Raw genomic sequence first — 14,634 nt, 5'->3', positions numbered from 1 at the left:
GAACGGCGGGAGGAGGCGGCGTGTCAGGGATCGGCGGGGTACCGGGCGGGGTGCGCGGCGGAGCGGCCGGCGCCGCGGTGGGCAGCGGCGGTACCGGGATGTCCGGGATGTCGTCGTACGGGTCGTAGGGTTCGAACGGTTCGTCAGAAACCGTATCCGCGTCGTCCTGCGGCGCCCGCGGCGCGGGGACCACCCTGGGATCGGGCCTCGCCTCAGGCCTGGGGTCGGGCTTCGCCTCGGGCTTGGGCTCAGGCCTCAGCGCGGGGATCCGCGGCGGACGCACCGGCAGCGGCGGCAGCGGCGGTTCGGCGGCGTCCTTGGACGGTCCTTCGGCCGGCGTGGGCGGATCGTTCGGAACCGCGCCCTGCACCTGGCCGGGAGCGGCGGCCGGGGGCGACGGCGCGGCCCCGTTCAACATGCCGCTGGCCGAGTCGAACCAGTCGTCCACCGAGCCGGGCCCCGGATCGGCCTGCGGCGTGTCCGGAACCTCGTCCTCCGGTCCCTCGTACACTGCGTCCCACCAGGAACCGTCCGCCCCACCCGACGCGGGTCCACCCTGGCTGCTCATCGATTCGTCTCCTCAGCGACAATTCCGCACCCCGGACGGACGCCATTGTCCACGTCCCGACCCCGCTCACCGGGCGGAACGGGCGAATCGGATCACCCATTGGCGCGCAACCACACTTCCTCCACAAGGCCCCGACTACCCGGAAAGCTCCTGGCCAGGCATGATGACCTTCAACTAGTGCGATTACTCCGGCTTCCCGGACGGAACAGCGACGCGAGAGCGAGGCGGGTCAGGTGCTTGGCTTCGTCGGACTGGACGACGCGAGCGAAGAGGTCTACCGGCTGCTCGTCGGTCTGGGCTCCGCATCGGCCGACGAGCTCGCGGACAAGCTGAGCCTGCCGCACTGCCAGGTGGCCGGCTCCCTGGGCATCCTGGAGGGCCTCGGCCTGGTGGCGCAGTCCACGGTCGAGCCCGGACGGCATGTCGCCGCGCCGCCCGCCGTCGCACTGGGAGCGCTCCTGTCCGAGCGCAGGCACGAACTGACCCAGGCGGAGCAGTCGGTCGAGATCCTGTCGCAGGAGTACCGCCGCAACGCCGTCGGACTGTCGCTGGGCGACCTCATCGAGGTCGTCACCGGCGCCGCAGCCGTGCGGCACCGCTTCGAGCAGCTGCAACTGGGCGCGGAGCACGAGGTGCTCGCGCTGGTCACCAGCTCCCCGATCGCCGTCACCGGGGACGAGAACGACGCCGAGCCGACCGCGGTCGCGCGCGGGGTCGACTACCGGGTGGTCCTGGAGCGGGCCGCCCTGGACGACCCCGGCAACGCCCTGGCCCTTTTCACCGCCCTGGAGCGGAACGAGGAGGTCAGGGTCGCCGACCGGGTCCCCACCAAACTGATCATGGCCGACCGGTCGATGGCGATGCTGCCGCTCCGTCCGATGAACGCCCCCGGCGAGCCCTCCGCGCTGATCGTCCGCGCGGGCGGCCTGCTGGAGGCGCTGACCGGGCTGTTCGAGTCGGTGTGGGAGTCGGCGCTGCCGCTGCGGGTGTCCGACGGCTCCGGCGGACGCGCCCTGGTCCGGGACGCCGGCGAGCAGCCGGAGGACGTGGACCTGCAGATCCTCTCGCTGCTGCTGGTGGGGATGACCGACGTCAGCGTCGCCAAGCAGCTGGACCTGGGGCTGCGGACCGTGCAGCGCAGGGTGAAGCGGTTGATGGACCTCGCCGAGGTGAGCACCAGGATGCAGCTGGGCTGGCATGCCTACGAGCGGGGCTGGGTCGCCCGTTGAGTCCGACTAGGCTGTGCGCATGTCGGAAGCAACCCGTACCGTCGATGCCGCGCAGGTGCAGCGCCTGACCGACGCGGTGACCCGGCTGCGCCGGGCCCTGCGCAGCAGTATCCGCACGGAATACCCGTGGGAGTCGCTGCCGATGGCGCAGATCGAGCTGCTGCAGACGCTGGCCGCCGGGCCGCTGCGGGTCGGCGAACTGGCAGCGCGGCAGCGGCTGGCGCCGAACACCGTCAGCGGGTTGATCGGCAAGCTGCTGGACTCGGGCTTCGTGGACCGGCAGGCCGACCCGGGCGACCGCAGGACGGCGAGGATCGCCGTGACCGAGGCGGGGTACCGCCAGCTGGCGGACTGGCAGCGAGCGCATGAGCAGCGGCTCGCTGCGGCGCTGTCGGTGCTCTCGCCCGAGGACAGCGCAGCGGTCCTCGGGGCGCTCGGCGGGCTGGAACGGCTCGCCGTCGCGCTGGGGGAACCCACCACCTCCGCATAGGGGCGCGGGGAACTGCGCTGCCCACCATGCACCTCCGTAGTGGGCTGGCAGCGCAGTTCCCCGAGCCCCTGGGGGCTCAACTGACGGCTAGTGGGCACCTTCCAGGCCCAGGAGAAGCTTCTTGGCGTCGAGCCCTGCGGCGAAGCCGGTGAGGGCGCCGTTGGCGCCGATGACGCGGTGGCAGGGGCGGACGATGAGGAGCGGGTTGGCCCCCACCGCGCCGGCCACCGCGCGGACCGAGGTGGGGCGCTGGCCCGCCGCCGTGGCGAGTTCGCCGTAGGTGGTGGTGGCGCCGTAGGGGATGGTGTCCAGGGCGTCCCAGACCCGTCGGCGGAACTCGCTGCCGACCGGGGCCAGCGGCAGGTCGAACTCCTTGAGCTCGCCCTCGAAGTACGCGGTGAGCTGGGCGACTGCCGCGGTGAACAGTGCCGGGTCCTCGGTCCAGGCCGGGTCGGGACTGCTCACCTGCCCCTTCGTGTTGGGCGCGAGCACATGGGAGAGCCGTCCCTGCTCGTCCGCCACCAGCAGCAGCGGGCCCAGCGGCGAGTCCATCGTGGTGTGGCTGGTCATCAGGTGCTCCTTCGTCAGTTCTGGTTCGCTTCGGTCGCCGCCACCCACAGGTGGTGGACGGCGTAGGAACGCCACGGCCGCCATCCCGCCGCGTCCGCGGACGCCGGCGCGCCCGCGGCGGCGAGGCCGTGCCGGACGCCGATGTCGGTGGGGAGGTGGGCGTCCGGGTCGGCCAGGGCCCGCATCCGGACGTAGGCGACGGTCCAGGGGCCGATCCCGGGCAGGGCCAGCAGCGCCGCCGCGGCCTGCTCCCGGTCGACGCCCGGACGGAGGTCCACCGCCCCGGTGGCGAGTGCCGAGCACAGCCCGCGCAGCGCCCGCTGCCGCGCCCCCGGCATCGCCAGGTCCGCCGGGTCGGCCTCGGCCAGCGCCTCGGCCGCCGGGAACAGCGAGGTCAGTCCCCCACTGGGGGTGGGCAGCCGTTCGCCGTAGCGCTCGGCCAGCCGCGCGGCCAGGGTGCGCGCCGCGGCGACGCTGACCTGCTGGCCGAGCACCGCGCGGACGGCGAGCTCGTGCGGGTCGACATGGCCGGGCGAGCGCAGTCCGGGACGGGCCGCGACCAGCGGGGCCAGCCAACGGTCGGCCGCCAGCACCCGGTCCACCGCGTCGGGGTCGGCGTCCAGGTCGAACAGGGCGCGCATCCGCTGGACCGCGGTGGTGAGGTCGCGCAGCGAGGTGAGCCGGAGCCGGCAGTCCAGCCAGCCCTGCGGCTTCCGCGGCTGGTCGACCTCGGCGACGCCGGGGCCGCCCGGCAGCGCCAGGGTGCGGCGGTAGGTGCGGACCGCGCTCCTGCCGCGCGCCGCGACAACCTCTTCCACCCCGGGCACCGCCCGGACCGCCAGGAAGTCGAAGAGGTGTGCGGCGTCCAGCGGCTGACGGTGCGCCAGCCGCAGCGGGATCGTCCCGGGCAACGGGGCCGGGCCGGAGGACGACGCCCGGGCCGGCTTGTGCCGCAGCTCGGTCGGGGTCAGCCCGTACACCTCGCGCATGGTGTCGTTGAACTGGCGGACGCTGGCGAAGCCGGCCGCGAAGGCGGTGTCGGTCGCGCTGAGCCCGGTGGTCTGCAGCAGCAGCCGCGCGGTGTGCGCGCGCTGCGAGCGGGCCAGGGCCAGCGGGCCGGCGCCGAGCTCGGCGACCAGTTCGCGGGTCAGGTGCCGCTCGCTGTAGCCGAGACGCGCGGCGAGTCCGGAGACGCCCTCGCGGTCGACCACGCCGTCGCCGATCATGCGCATGGCCCGGCCGACCAGGTCGGCACGCAGGTTCCAGTCCGGCGAGCCGGGGACGGCGTCCGGACGGCAGCGGCGGCACGCCCGGTAGCCGCCGGCCTGGGCGGCCGCCGCGCTGGGGTAGAAGTGGACGTTCTGCCGCTTGGGTGTCATCGCCGGACAGCTGGGGCGGCAGTAGATGCCGGTGGTCCGGACAGCGGTGAAGAACACGCCGTCGAAGCGCGCGTCGCGGCTGCTCACCGCTCGGTAGCTGCTCTCCTCGTCAATCACATGCTCCAGTCTGCGGCATTCCGGAGCCGATGACTGGCGGGAATCGGACACCACGGTTCGGGCGGTCCGGCCGGTCCGCCGCTGGCGGAATCTTCACGGTCGGCGGCGTCCACGCCACTCGTGCGGGCCCGGCCCGAACGACATGATCGCTGCAACGGGGACGCACCGGTCCCCGCCCGTCCCGAGGAGTCCGAATGACCACCGCCGCTCCCGCCACCGCAGCCCCCACCACTGTCCCCACCAGCGCGGTTCTCTCCGTCCCGGCGGCCGGGCCGGCCGAGGCAGCTGCCCACTTCGCCGCGCGGCTGGCCTTCGAGGCCGATGTCTCCGACGTCCACGCCGACCTGGCGGCGGGGATCGCCGGGATCGTGCTGGTCGACACCCGCAGCGAGGCCGCCTGGGCGCAGGGGCGCATTCCGGGGGCCGTCCACCTCCCCACCGCGCGCATCGCCGAACTGGCGCCGGCCCTGGTACCGGCCGGCGCCACCGTGGTCACCTACTGCTGGGGCCCGGGCTGCAACGGCGCCACCCGGGCCGCCCTGGCCTTCGCCCGGCTCGGCCACCCGGTGAAGGAGATGCTGGGCGGCTTCGAGTACTGGGTCCGCGAGGGCTTCGCCTTCGACAGCGCCGAGGGGACCGGGCAGCGGCCGGTCGACGACCTCACCGCCCCCCGCTCGGGCATCTCCTGCGCCTGCTGACGCTCCCCGTCAGCTGACGTATCCCCAGGTCCGGGAGATCGCCCGGAGCGGCTCCGGAAGCTCGGTCGCCGCCGGCAGCGGCCGGGCCCGCTGCACCCGGCCGGAGGCGATGTTCTCGCTCCAGTCGCCGAAGTAGGGCTTGAAGGGGCCGTGCTCCTGCTTGCCGTAGTCGAGCATCTCCGGCTCCCAGAGGACTCCCAGGTAGCCGCAGATGCGGCGGGTCTCGCGCTCGGGGTCGGCGGTGAGCTCCTCGTACCTGACCGTCAGGCCGTCGAGACATCGGCGCGCCTCGTCCACGGCGGTGATCTGGCTCAGCACATCCTCGATCGCCCGGTCCCGGGTGAAGTCGGCGTGCCGGGTCAGCATCGACTCCAGGACCGAGCCCGGGTGCCGGAGCAGGAAGAGGTAGCGGGCGTTCGGCCAGGCCTGCGAGATACGGCGCCAGATGTCGGCGTTGGAAGGGGTCTTGTCGACGATGACGGACTTGCCGCTGCGGCGCAGTTCGTGGTCCAGCACCCCGTCCCAGAGCAGATGCTCCAACGACTGCCGGGCCAGGCCGAGTTCGTCCATGACCGGGGCGAGGTACCCGGCGCCCATCCCCACCTGGAGCGAGTCCAGGTGCAGTTCGTGCGGGGCGCGGATGCGCGAGTGGCTGTTGAGCAGCACCCGCAGCAGCGTCGAGCCGGAACGCTGGGAGGACATCACGAAGACCGGGGAGTCGACCAGCCGTGCGGTCGCTGTCCGGTCAGGGAGCGCGACCTTCCGCCTCAGCCTGACGCCCGGCGGGCGAAAGGCCTCCACCAGGTACTCCGACCTGCGGCGGACAGCCTGTCCGACCCTCTTGCTGCGTTGCGTCTGCTCCATGAGCCCAAAGACTCACGTACTTCTCCTAATGAATTCTTAGGATCCGATGAGGTCGGAATTTGAGGGGCTGCTCCCAGGAACGCACCGGGACCCACAGGAACCCGGGGGCCCGCCGGCGGCGGGCCCCCGGGTTGTGCGGGTCGGCTCACTTGTAACTGACCGTCACCGTGGTGAAGCCGAGCGAGCCGAGCAGTCCCTTCAGCATGGCGCTGGTGTTCTGCTCCGCCCTGGTGGTCAGCCCGCTGGCGGCGGCCGCCGTCTGGATCTTCTGCGCGGCCAGCACGTTCAGCTGCTGCTGGTCGTTGGGGTCGCTGGAGAAGAAGTCACCGATGCGGTTGAACAGTCCGCGCGACTCGGCGTAGGTGTAGGAGTTCTTGGGGTCCAGCGCCGTCTTGTCCAGCGCGGCGTGCGGCAGCACGATGGTCGCGCTCCTGCGGTCGCTGCTCACCGTCACCCCCGCCTTGCCCAGGTCCACGTACGAGTTGACGGTGCCGGCCGCGACGTAGAGGGTGCGCTTGCCGAGCAGCGCCGACGGCAGGAACTTGGCCTCCTTGTCGATGTCGACGACCAGTTGGAAGTTGCCGTCGGCCGCCTCGTAGCGGCTCATGTTCTCGATGGACTGGAGCACCGCCGGCTGGCTGCGGTCGACGGTCCTGGTGCCGAACGGATTGGGCAGTGAGGGAAGCCAGTTGAACTTGGCTGCGGCGAGGAAGAGCGCGACGATCACCACGAAGGTGATCGGGATGCTGATGTACCAGGGGACGCGGCGTCGGGCGTACCGCCGCTCCTCGACGACGGGCCGCTGGGTCTCCGTCGCGTCGCCACGCAGGGACCTCATGGATGTCTCCTCTGCCAGGGGTGCCGGGGAGCGTCGCACCGACGCCCTCGACCAGGCTCCTACCCCGTCCTCGCCGACCCAAGGAGCCGTCAGTTCGACGTTCGGGCAACAGGATTGTCACCGGCAGATCCGGACCGCCGCGCGGTGTGGGGGCCGGGCCGACCGGGCACCAGAGGGGTACGCAGTCCGAGGAGGTCGCCATGGCCGTGGTACTGATCGGCATCGTGATCGCCCTGCTGGCCCTCGCCGCGATCGCCTTCACCCTGTGGCGCGACGGCCAGGGCCTGCCGCCGGGCCTCGCCAAGGCGTGGCAGGCCCGGCGCAGGCCCCGGGACGGCGGCCCGCAGGACCGCTGAGCCGGTCAGCGGCGGCCCTTGGCCCGCAGCGCGGCGCCGCGCTCCCGGTCGGCGGCCTTCCGGTACCGCAGCTGCTCGGCGCGCAGCCGGGCGTCCGTCCGCGCGGCCATCCGCCGGTTCTCGCGCTCCAGCTTGCGGTAGCTGTCCAGCCGGCGTTCGTCCAGCGTGCCGTCCCGCAGCGCGGCCAGGACCGCGCAGCCGGGCTCGGCGACATGGCGGCAGTCGCCGAAGCGGCAGTCCCGCGCCAGTGCCGCGATCTCGCCGAAGGCCTGCCGGAGGCCCTGCGCGGCGTCGAACATGCCGACCCCGCGCAGGCCCGGGGTGTCGATCAGGACCCCGCCGCCCGGCAGCGGCAGCAGTTCCCTGGCGGTGGTGGTGTGCCGGCCCTTGCCGGCTGCGCCGATCGGCCGGACCTCCGCCGCGTCCGGTCCGCTGCGCCCGGTCAGCGCGTTGGTGAGGGTGGACTTGCCCGCGCCGGACAGCCCGACCAGCGCGCTGGTGCCGGACAGCCGGTCGGCGAGCGCCGCCATCCCCCGTCCGGTCAGCGCGCTGACCACGAGGACGTCGGCACCCGGGCTGACCCGTTCGACGTCCTCCCTGATCAGGTCGCCGTCGGGGGCGGCGTCCGCCTTGGTGAGCAGCACCAGCGGCCGGGCGCCGCTCTCCCAGGCCAGGGCCAGGAAGCGTTCGACCCGGCCGAGGTCGGGCTCCACCGACAGTGAGACGGCGATGACGACGGTGTCGACATTGGCCGCCAGTACCTGCCCCTCGGAGCGCTTGGAGGAGGTGGACCGCACCACCGAGGTGCGGCGCGGCAGCAGCGCACGCAGGCAGGGGCCGGTCGGCCCGTCGCCCACGGCGGCCCAGTCGCCGGTGCAGGCGTAGTGCAGCGGATCGTGGACGGCCACCGGCGCGATGTCGGCACGGACCGGGACGGCCCGGCCCGCATCGGCGACCACGACCTCGCAGAAGCCGCGGTCGACCCGGACGATGCGTCCGGGCAGCAGACCGGCTGCGGCATGGTCGGAGAACTGCTCGGCCCACGGGCCGTCCCAGCCGTAGCGGGCGAGCGGATGCGTGGAATCGTGCAACAAGAGAAGGCCCTTCGGAGGGCGGCCCCGTCGGCTTTTGACGTCGCGTCAGCCAGTGGCCGCAGAAGTGGGGTCGATCGACTTCTGAATGCGGGCCCTGCCCGCCGCGGCGAAAGTCATGAACGTCCTCACCTCCGGAATCCCTGTGCCCGGCCGATGTCCTGTGCCCGATCACGGTAACCGGCACAGGACCGGTCGCCAACCCGTTTTCCCGCTGCCGGACCGGATCGCTCAGGGGTGCAACCAAGTCATGGGCAGGATGCGTAAGGCTATTCGAGAAGAACACTGGGACATTTTCGGGGGAACCATGAACGCGCAGGTGAACACCGCTCGCCGGACCTACCGTTGGGGGAACGGCCTGGTCGGCGCAGGGGCCGCGGCCGTCTGCGCGCTCGCCCTGGCGGGCTGCTCGGCCGGCGGCGCCGGATCGGACGCGGCGGCGGGCGTGGGGGCCGCGCCCCGGGCCGGCGCGAGCAACGGGGCCGTGGCGGACCCCTCGGCGGCACCGGGCACGCCCTCCGCCCCGGCAACGGCCTCCGCGGCGCCGTCGGCCTCGCCCTCCCCCAGCGGTCCCACCGTTCCCGAGCCGGCCGTACTGGCCACCGCTCAGGTGAACATCGCCGAGGGCCAGACCGTCGGGGTCGGCATGCCGATATCCGTCACCTTCCAGCAGCCGGTCCCGGCGTCGCAGCGCGCCGCGGTGGAGCAGTGGCTGACCGTGCGCACCGGCGGCCAGGCCGGGGCCTGGAGCTGGATCAAGGACCGCGACCTGCCGGACGGCGAGCGGGTGGACTACCGCCCGCAGGGCTACTGGAAGCCCGGCACCCGGGTGACGCTGCAGCTGGGCTCGCACACGGTGCGGCACTTCGGCGTCGGCCGCTCCCTGAAGGCCGTCGTGGACGTGCGCACCCACCGGATGACGGTGGTCGACAACGGGAGGACGACCAGCATCCCGATCACCGCGGGCCAGCCGGGGCTGGACACCTGGAACGGGACGATGGTGGTCATGGACAAGGCGCAGAAGGTGCTGATGGACTCGCGCACCGTCGGGCTCGGGGACGCCTATCTGGGCTACTACTACTGGGCGGTGCACATCACCACGTCCGGGACCTATGTGCACCAGAACCCCAGGGCCGACACCTACGGCGGCCGCGAGAACGTGACCCACGGCTGTGTCGGCCTCGCGGACGACGGCACCGCGAAGGCGTTCTACAACGAGGTGATCCCCGGCGACGTGGTCGAGGTCGTCCACTCCAAGGACACCGTCGAGGCCGGCAACGGCTACGGCGACTGGAACCTGAGCTGGACCCAGTGGCTCGCCGGCAGCGCCCTGAAGGGCGCCACCGGCGCATAGCCGCCGACGCGCCGCGGCCGAAGGTCCGACTGACTCTCCGTCAGGCGGCCGCCACAGCCGGGTCGTCGTCGGACTCCTGCTGCTCCGGCTGCTCCTGGAGTCCGTGGCGCAGGCCCAGCAGCGCCACCACGAAGGCCAGTGCCATCACCCCGGCCATGATGTAGAAGACCGTCTGGGTGGCCTGGGCGAAGTCCACCCGGACGAAGTGCGGGATGGCCGCCGTGGAGCCGCCGGAGTCGCCGCTGCCCGAGTTGGCGCCGGCCGCCTTGACGGCCTCGGCGTGGGTCATGCCCTGTCCGATGAGCGAGGAGACCAGGTGCGAGCGGGTCTCGGTGACCATCACCGTGCCGAGGATGGCCAGGCTGAGGCTGGACGCGTAGTTGCGGACCGTCTGGGTGATGCCGGTGGCCTCGCCGTAGGAGAGGCTGGAGGCCCGGTTGACCGCGTCGGTGTTGGCCGGGCCCATCATCAGGCCCATGCCGGCGCCGGCGATGACGATCATCCACTGCTCCTTGCCGAAGTCCAGCGTGGTCAACTGCTTGGCCCAGAGGTAGAAGCCGACCGCGGCGACGGCGCAGCCGCTGACCACCGGGCGCTTGGCGCCGACCCGGTCCAGCATCCGGCCGCCGATCTGCGCGGCGACGACGAAGCCGAGGAAGAAGAACAGCAGGCTCTCCCCGGCCTGGGACGGCTTCTGCCCGAGGGAGACGGCGGCGTACTCGCTGGCGAAGAAGAACAGCGGGACGAACACCGTCATGGCGACGCCCAGCACGATGTTCTGGACCAGGAAGGCCCGGTTGTTGAAGATCGAGACGTTCATCAGCGGTGAGGCGACGGTCTTCTCGTACCGGAAGAACAGCACCAGCAGCACCGCGCCGAGCCCGATGCTCAGCCCGATGCCGGGGTTGCTCCAGCCCCAGACGTTGGACTGCTGGAAACCGAAGACGCTGAGCGCGACACCGCCGGCGATCAGCACCAGGCCGCGGTAGTCCATCGGCGCCGGGCGGTGCCTGGTGACCGGCTTCGAGAGCACGATCAGCACCACGGCGATCAGCGCCATCGGGACGTTGACCCAGAAGATGGCCCGCCAGGTCCAGGCGGAGAGGTAGCCGCCGAGCACCGGGCCCACCGCGGTCAGGCCGCCGGCGATGCCGAAGAAGAGCGCCAGCGCCCGTCCCCGCTCCCGCAGTTCGTAGGTGTTGACGACGATGGCCAGCGCCGCCGGGTACATCAGCGCGCCGCCCACACCCTGGACCGCGCGGAAGACCACGATCCAGGTCTCGGCCAGGCTCCCCTTGGGGGTGAGCCCGCACAGCGCGGAGGCCGCCGCGAACACGATCACGCCGATGGTGACCATCCTGCGGTGGCCCATGGTGTCGGCCAGCCGGCCGCCGTAGGCGAAGAGCGCGGCCATGGTGAGCAGATAGGAGTTGACCGCCCACTGCATCCCGGTGCTGGAGAGCCCCAGTTCACTCTGGATCTTCGGTGCCGCGATCGACACGATGGTCTGGTCGATGAAGGTCATCGCCACCGCGAAGATCATCGCGGTCAGCACCAGATTCTTCCGCCCCGCTCCCGCGGGCCCTGCTGTCACACTGGTCACTCGGCCAGCTCCCCCTGCTAGACATGGCTAGTACGGAGGCTGAGGGTAGCGGTTCGCGGGGTACGCCAGTAGGCAGTTCACCGTCCACACGCGAACCCCATCACCGGGGCGGCGCCGACGGATCTCCGCCTCCCGCGCGGGCCGCCGGCGGCGGCGCCGGATCGGCGGGCCGGAGGGCCTGTTGGGCTGCCGCGACGAAGGCTTCGCGGCGCTGTTCGATCGTGTCGAGGGAGCCGTGTCCGGTGCCGAGCAGGTCGACCAGCTCGCGGGCGGTCCGGGCGGCGTCGGCGGGGCCCTCCAGGAGGACGGCGGAGAAGGCGCGGCGCAGTGCGGGCAGGTCGGCCGGGTCGCCGACCCGGGTCCTGCGGGTCAGCACCAGCACCTCGGCGGCGGCCAGGAACTCCGCGTAGGCGCCCCTGCGCAGGTCGAGCTCGCGGACCGAGCGCTGGTCCTGCAAGGTCATCCGGACGGTCTCCAGTACCGCGTCCGCCTGCCGGTTCCCGGCGTGCCGGGCCGCATCGGCCTGACGGCCGCCGGCCGCCCTGGTGTACCACCCGGTCACCAGGCTCCCCGCGAGCGCGGCGCATGCGGTCATCAGTGCGATTCCCCAGTCAGGCATGGGAACATTCTTTCCACCGGCCAGCCCCGTACGCAGCGGTATGACGAAGTGCGCTGTCCGCTCCGGGATCTGACTGCCCATGAGCAGCGACTCCGGTGCCGCACCGACCGGTCCGGGCCGGTTCGCGGCCGCACCGGGTCAGAGGCCGCCGCGGCGGCCGCGCTCCCAGCCGCCGCGCCTGCGGCGGTCCTTCGGGTCCTCGGGCGGCGGATAGGGGTTGCGGCGGCGGATCTTCCGGGACTGGATCCGGTCGCGGAGGTTGGTCGGCGCCAGGAAGTCGGCCCAGCGCTCCGGGTACTCGGACGGGGCCTCGCCCTCGGCCTCCTCGCCCTCCGGCGCCGGGTTGGCCGCCTTGTTGCGCACCGCCGCGCGGCGGGCCTCGGCACGGCGTACCAGCTCCGCCGCCGCCTCCTCGCGGGCCTTCTCGTTCTCGGCCCGGGCCATCGCCGTCTCCCGGCTGGGCCACATCCGGTCGATGGCGGCGTTCATCGCCGCGCCGATCAGCACCGCGAGCGCGGTCACCCCGATCCACAGCAGCACCGCGACCGGCGCGGCCAGCGACCCGTACACGGTCGGCCCCTCGACCGCGTGCACCAGGTAGAGCCGCAGCACGCCGCTGCCGATCACCAGCACCAGCAGCGCCACCAGCGCCCCGGGCAGGTCCTCCTTCCACGGCGTCCGCACCGGGACGGCCACGTGGTAGAGCGTGGTGAGGAAGACCACCGAGAGCACCATCGCCCCCGGCCAGTACAGCGCGTGCACCAGCCCCGCCGACTGCGGGAAGAGGTGGATCACCTCTCCGGGACCGGCCACCACCAGCGGCAGCACGATGGTGGCGACGATCAGCGCGACGATGTAGAGGCCGAGCGAGAGCATCCGGGTGTGGATGATCCCGCGCTTGCCCTCCAGCCCGTACATGATGGTCACGGTCTCGACGAAGACGTACAGCGCCCGCGATCCCGACCACAGCGCCAGCATGAAGCCGATCGAGATCAGGTCCGGCCTGCCGGCGCTGAAGACGCTGTTCAGCAGGGGCTTGACGGTCTGGTCGATGGAGGACGGGGACAGCACGGTGGCCGCCGCGTTGAGGATGTCCTGCTCCAGCACGTTGATGGTGCCGGAGCTGAGGTAGCCCAGCGTCCCCGCGACGCACAGCAGCAGCGGCGGCACCGACATCAGCGTGAAGAACGCCACCTCGGCGGCGAGCCCGGTGACCCGGTACTCCAGGCAGGTGTTGGTGGTGTCCTTCACCAGCTGCCACGCGATCGTCCGGTACCGCGCACCGGCCCGCCGCTCCCCGGCCCGCCGGGACGGCCTGGCCCGGTGCCGGGCCTTGGGTGATGGCGTTTCGCCTGCTGGTTGCACCCTAAGAGCCTATCCAACCAGCAGCCCCCGACCAGGCACCCGGCCAGCGGGGCTGTGCTCGATCGGCTGCGTGCGCGACAAGCCACGCACCCACGCGCACTCGCCGCACAGCCCCGGCCGTACTCCTGCTACGCCCCGCTCGCGTCCAGCATCCCGTCCCGAGGAACGATCTTCACCCGCTCCCGCCCCTGCGCGGCCCCCAGCGCCTTCTCCGCCGCGTCCAGCTTGTACCAGCCGTCCCACGTCGTGTACCGCACGCCCGCCGCCTCCAGGAACGCCGTGACCGCGGCTTCCTCCGGCTCCGCCGGCGCCGCCAGCCTCCCGGCCCGGTGGTCGGCGAGCAGGTTGGCGACGGTCTCGTTGGCGTCGCCCTTGGTGTGCCCGATCAGCCCCACCGGACCGCGCTTGATCCACCCGGTGACGTACGTCGAGGCCAGGTGCTCGCCGCCCTCGATCACCCGTCCGGCCTCGTGCGGCACCGTCCCGCTGTCCTCGTCGAACGGCAGCTTCGGCAGCTCTGAGGAGAGGTAGCCGACCGCGCGGTAGACCGACTGGACCTCCCAGTCGGTGAACCTGCCGGTCCCCTTCACATTGCCGGTGCCGTCCAGTTCGGTGCGCTCGGTGCGCAGCCCGACCACCCGGCCGTCCTCGCCGAGCACCTCGGTCGGGGACTCGAAGAAGTGCAGGAAGAGCTTGTGCGGGCGGTCGCCGACATCGCGGATGGCCCAGTTCTCCAGCGTGGAGGCGACCATGTCGGCCTGCTTGTTGCTGCGCCGGGTGGTGATGCTGCCCTCGTCGTAGTCGATGTCCTCGGGGTTGACGATGACCTCGATGTTGGGCGAGTGGTCCAGCTCGCGCAGCTCCATCGGGCTGAACTTGGCCTGGGCCGGACCGCGGCGTCCGAAGACGTGCACCTCCAGCGCCTTGTTGGCGGCCAGGCCGGCGTGGACGTTGGCGGGGATCTCGGTGGGCAGCAGCTCGTCCCCGGTCTTGGCCAGGATCCGGGCCACGTCCAGGGCGACGTTGCCGACCCCGAGCACGGCGACCTTCTCGGCCTCCAACGGCCAGGTGCGGGGGACGTCCGGGTGGCCGTCGAACCAGGAGACGAAGTCGGCGGCGCCGTAGGAGCCCTCCAGCTCGATGCCGGGTATGTTCAGCGCCCGGTCGGCGCTGGCGCCGGTGGAGAAGATGACGGCGTCGTAGAACTGGCGCAGGTCGTCCAGGTTGAGGTCGCTCGGGTAGTCGATGTTGCCGAACAGGCGGATCTGCGGCTTGTCGAGCACCTGGTGCAGCGCGGTGATGATGCCCTTGATGCGCGGGTGGTCGGGCGCGACGCCGTAGCGGATCAGTCCGAAGGGGGCCGGCATCCGCTCGAACAGGTCGATGGAGACCCCGGGCTCGGCCGCGGCATCGGACTTCATCAGGGCGTCGGCGGCGTAGATCCCGGCAGGGCCGGCTCCGACGATGGCAACCCGCAGAGGGCGAGGCATGAG

At 72.3% G+C, this 14,634-nt stretch carries 14 protein-coding genes and 1 pseudogene; 5 read left to right on the top strand and 10 right to left on the bottom strand.

All coding sequences use genetic code 11. The features are described from left to right. Positions 1 to 568 (bottom strand): annotated as a pseudogene (locus TR46_RS42135) (hypothetical protein); the annotation flags it as partial. 233 nt (positions 569 to 801) lie between these two features. Here TR46_RS42135 and TR46_RS07790 point away from each other — a divergent pair. Both TR46_RS07790 and TR46_RS07785 read left to right on the top strand, forming a co-directional pair. After that, a complete protein-coding gene (locus TR46_RS07790; RefSeq protein WP_042395905.1) occupies positions 802 to 1,797 on the top strand; it encodes a helix-turn-helix domain-containing protein in 996 nt (331 codons plus the stop codon). A 19-nt stretch (positions 1,798 to 1,816) separates the two neighbouring features. Then, the gene (locus tag TR46_RS07785; protein WP_042395900.1) at positions 1,817 to 2,287 is read left to right on the top strand and encodes a MarR family winged helix-turn-helix transcriptional regulator; all 471 of its coding nucleotides are present in this window, start codon (positions 1,817 to 1,819) and stop codon (positions 2,285 to 2,287) included. A gap of 87 nt (positions 2,288 to 2,374) precedes the next feature. Here the strand turns inward: TR46_RS07785 and TR46_RS07780 are convergent, their stop codons facing one another. Next, positions 2,375 to 2,857, bottom strand: coding sequence for a methylated-DNA--[protein]-cysteine S-methyltransferase (locus TR46_RS07780; protein WP_042395897.1), 483 nt, complete (start codon positions 2,855 to 2,857; stop codon positions 2,375 to 2,377). Positions 2,858 to 2,871: 14 nt separating this feature from the next. After that, positions 2,872 to 4,353, bottom strand: a complete 1,482-nt coding sequence (locus tag TR46_RS07775; protein ID WP_152626342.1) for a DNA-3-methyladenine glycosylase 2 family protein — start codon at positions 4,351 to 4,353, stop codon at positions 2,872 to 2,874. A 194-nt stretch (positions 4,354 to 4,547) separates the two neighbouring features. On the opposite strand from TR46_RS07775, the gene TR46_RS07770 reads away from it, so the two are divergent. Beyond that, complete coding sequence (locus TR46_RS07770) at positions 4,548 to 5,051, top strand: rhodanese-like domain-containing protein (protein WP_042395895.1); 504 nt, start codon at positions 4,548 to 4,550, stop codon at positions 5,049 to 5,051. Between the two features lie 9 nt (positions 5,052 to 5,060). Here the strand turns inward: TR46_RS07770 and TR46_RS07765 are convergent, their stop codons facing one another. Both TR46_RS07765 and TR46_RS07760 read right to left on the bottom strand, forming a co-directional pair. Next, complete coding sequence (locus TR46_RS07765) at positions 5,061 to 5,915, bottom strand: sulfotransferase family protein (protein WP_063770544.1); 855 nt, start codon at positions 5,913 to 5,915, stop codon at positions 5,061 to 5,063. A gap of 145 nt (positions 5,916 to 6,060) precedes the next feature. Beyond that, the gene (locus TR46_RS07760; RefSeq protein WP_084718076.1) at positions 6,061 to 6,753 is read right to left on the bottom strand and encodes a DUF4230 domain-containing protein; all 693 of its coding nucleotides are present in this window, start codon (positions 6,751 to 6,753) and stop codon (positions 6,061 to 6,063) included. A 200-nt stretch (positions 6,754 to 6,953) separates the two neighbouring features. Between TR46_RS07760 and TR46_RS42130 the strand changes: the two genes are divergently transcribed. Continuing rightward, a complete protein-coding gene (locus TR46_RS42130) occupies positions 6,954 to 7,109 on the top strand; it encodes a hypothetical protein (protein WP_161790098.1) in 156 nt (51 codons plus the stop codon). Positions 7,110 to 7,114: 5 nt separating this feature from the next. Here the strand turns inward: TR46_RS42130 and rsgA are convergent, their stop codons facing one another. After that, entirely contained in the window at positions 7,115 to 8,200 is a 1,086-nt protein-coding gene (gene rsgA, locus TR46_RS07755) for a ribosome small subunit-dependent GTPase A (protein WP_439654346.1), read from the bottom strand. Positions 8,201 to 8,507: 307 nt separating this feature from the next. Here rsgA and TR46_RS07750 point away from each other — a divergent pair, with 307 nt between their 5' ends. Continuing rightward, entirely contained in the window at positions 8,508 to 9,554 is a 1,047-nt protein-coding gene (locus TR46_RS07750; RefSeq protein ID WP_042395890.1) for a L,D-transpeptidase, read from the top strand. A 40-nt stretch (positions 9,555 to 9,594) separates the two neighbouring features. Here TR46_RS07750 and TR46_RS07745 read toward each other — a convergent pair whose 3' ends face one another. From TR46_RS07745 to TR46_RS07730, 4 genes are all read right to left on the bottom strand, one after another. Beyond that, entirely contained in the window at positions 9,595 to 11,157 is a 1,563-nt protein-coding gene (locus TR46_RS07745; RefSeq protein ID WP_042395886.1) for an MFS transporter, read from the bottom strand. A gap of 100 nt (positions 11,158 to 11,257) precedes the next feature. Continuing rightward, positions 11,258 to 11,776 (bottom strand): hypothetical protein, encoded by a 519-nt coding sequence (locus TR46_RS07740; RefSeq protein ID WP_042395884.1) that lies wholly within the window; start codon positions 11,774 to 11,776, stop codon positions 11,258 to 11,260. Between the two features lie 138 nt (positions 11,777 to 11,914). After that, the gene (locus TR46_RS07735) at positions 11,915 to 13,141 is read right to left on the bottom strand and encodes a YihY/virulence factor BrkB family protein (protein ID WP_236655248.1); all 1,227 of its coding nucleotides are present in this window, start codon (positions 13,139 to 13,141) and stop codon (positions 11,915 to 11,917) included. 128 nt (positions 13,142 to 13,269) lie between these two features. After that, positions 13,270 to 14,631 (bottom strand): FAD-dependent oxidoreductase, encoded by a 1,362-nt coding sequence (locus TR46_RS07730; protein ID WP_042395882.1) that lies wholly within the window; start codon positions 14,629 to 14,631, stop codon positions 13,270 to 13,272. Positions 14,632 to 14,634 lie beyond the last annotated feature (3 nt).

The sequence above is a fragment of the Streptacidiphilus carbonis genome (assembly GCF_000787775.1).
Taxonomy (GTDB): domain Bacteria; phylum Actinomycetota; class Actinomycetes; order Streptomycetales; family Streptomycetaceae; genus Streptacidiphilus; species Streptacidiphilus carbonis.
Note: the sequence above shows the minus strand (reverse complement) of the source record. Positions and strands in the feature narration are given on the sequence as shown.

Excerpts from the sequence above, each read along its gene's own strand:
- TR46_RS07785 (WP_042395900.1), top strand. The coding sequence starts at position 1,817 with ATGTCGGAAGCAACCCGTACCGTCGATGCCGCGCAGGTGCAGCGCCTG.
- TR46_RS07780 (WP_042395897.1), bottom strand. The coding sequence starts at position 2,857 with ATGACCAGCCACACCACGATGGACTCGCCGCTGGGCCCGCTGCTGCTG.
- TR46_RS07770 (WP_042395895.1), top strand. The coding sequence starts at position 4,548 with ATGACCACCGCCGCTCCCGCCACCGCAGCCCCCACCACTGTCCCCACC.
- TR46_RS07765 (WP_063770544.1), bottom strand. The coding sequence starts at position 5,915 with ATGGAGCAGACGCAACGCAGCAAGAGGGTCGGACAGGCTGTCCGCCGC.
- TR46_RS07760 (WP_084718076.1), bottom strand. The coding sequence starts at position 6,753 with ATGAGGTCCCTGCGTGGCGACGCGACGGAGACCCAGCGGCCCGTCGTC.
- TR46_RS42130 (WP_161790098.1), top strand. The coding sequence starts at position 6,954 with ATGGCCGTGGTACTGATCGGCATCGTGATCGCCCTGCTGGCCCTCGCC.
- TR46_RS07750 (WP_042395890.1), top strand. The coding sequence starts at position 8,508 with ATGAACGCGCAGGTGAACACCGCTCGCCGGACCTACCGTTGGGGGAAC.
- TR46_RS07740 (WP_042395884.1), bottom strand. The coding sequence starts at position 11,776 with ATGCCTGACTGGGGAATCGCACTGATGACCGCATGCGCCGCGCTCGCG.
- TR46_RS07730 (WP_042395882.1), bottom strand. The coding sequence starts at position 14,631 with ATGCCTCGCCCTCTGCGGGTTGCCATCGTCGGAGCCGGCCCTGCCGGG.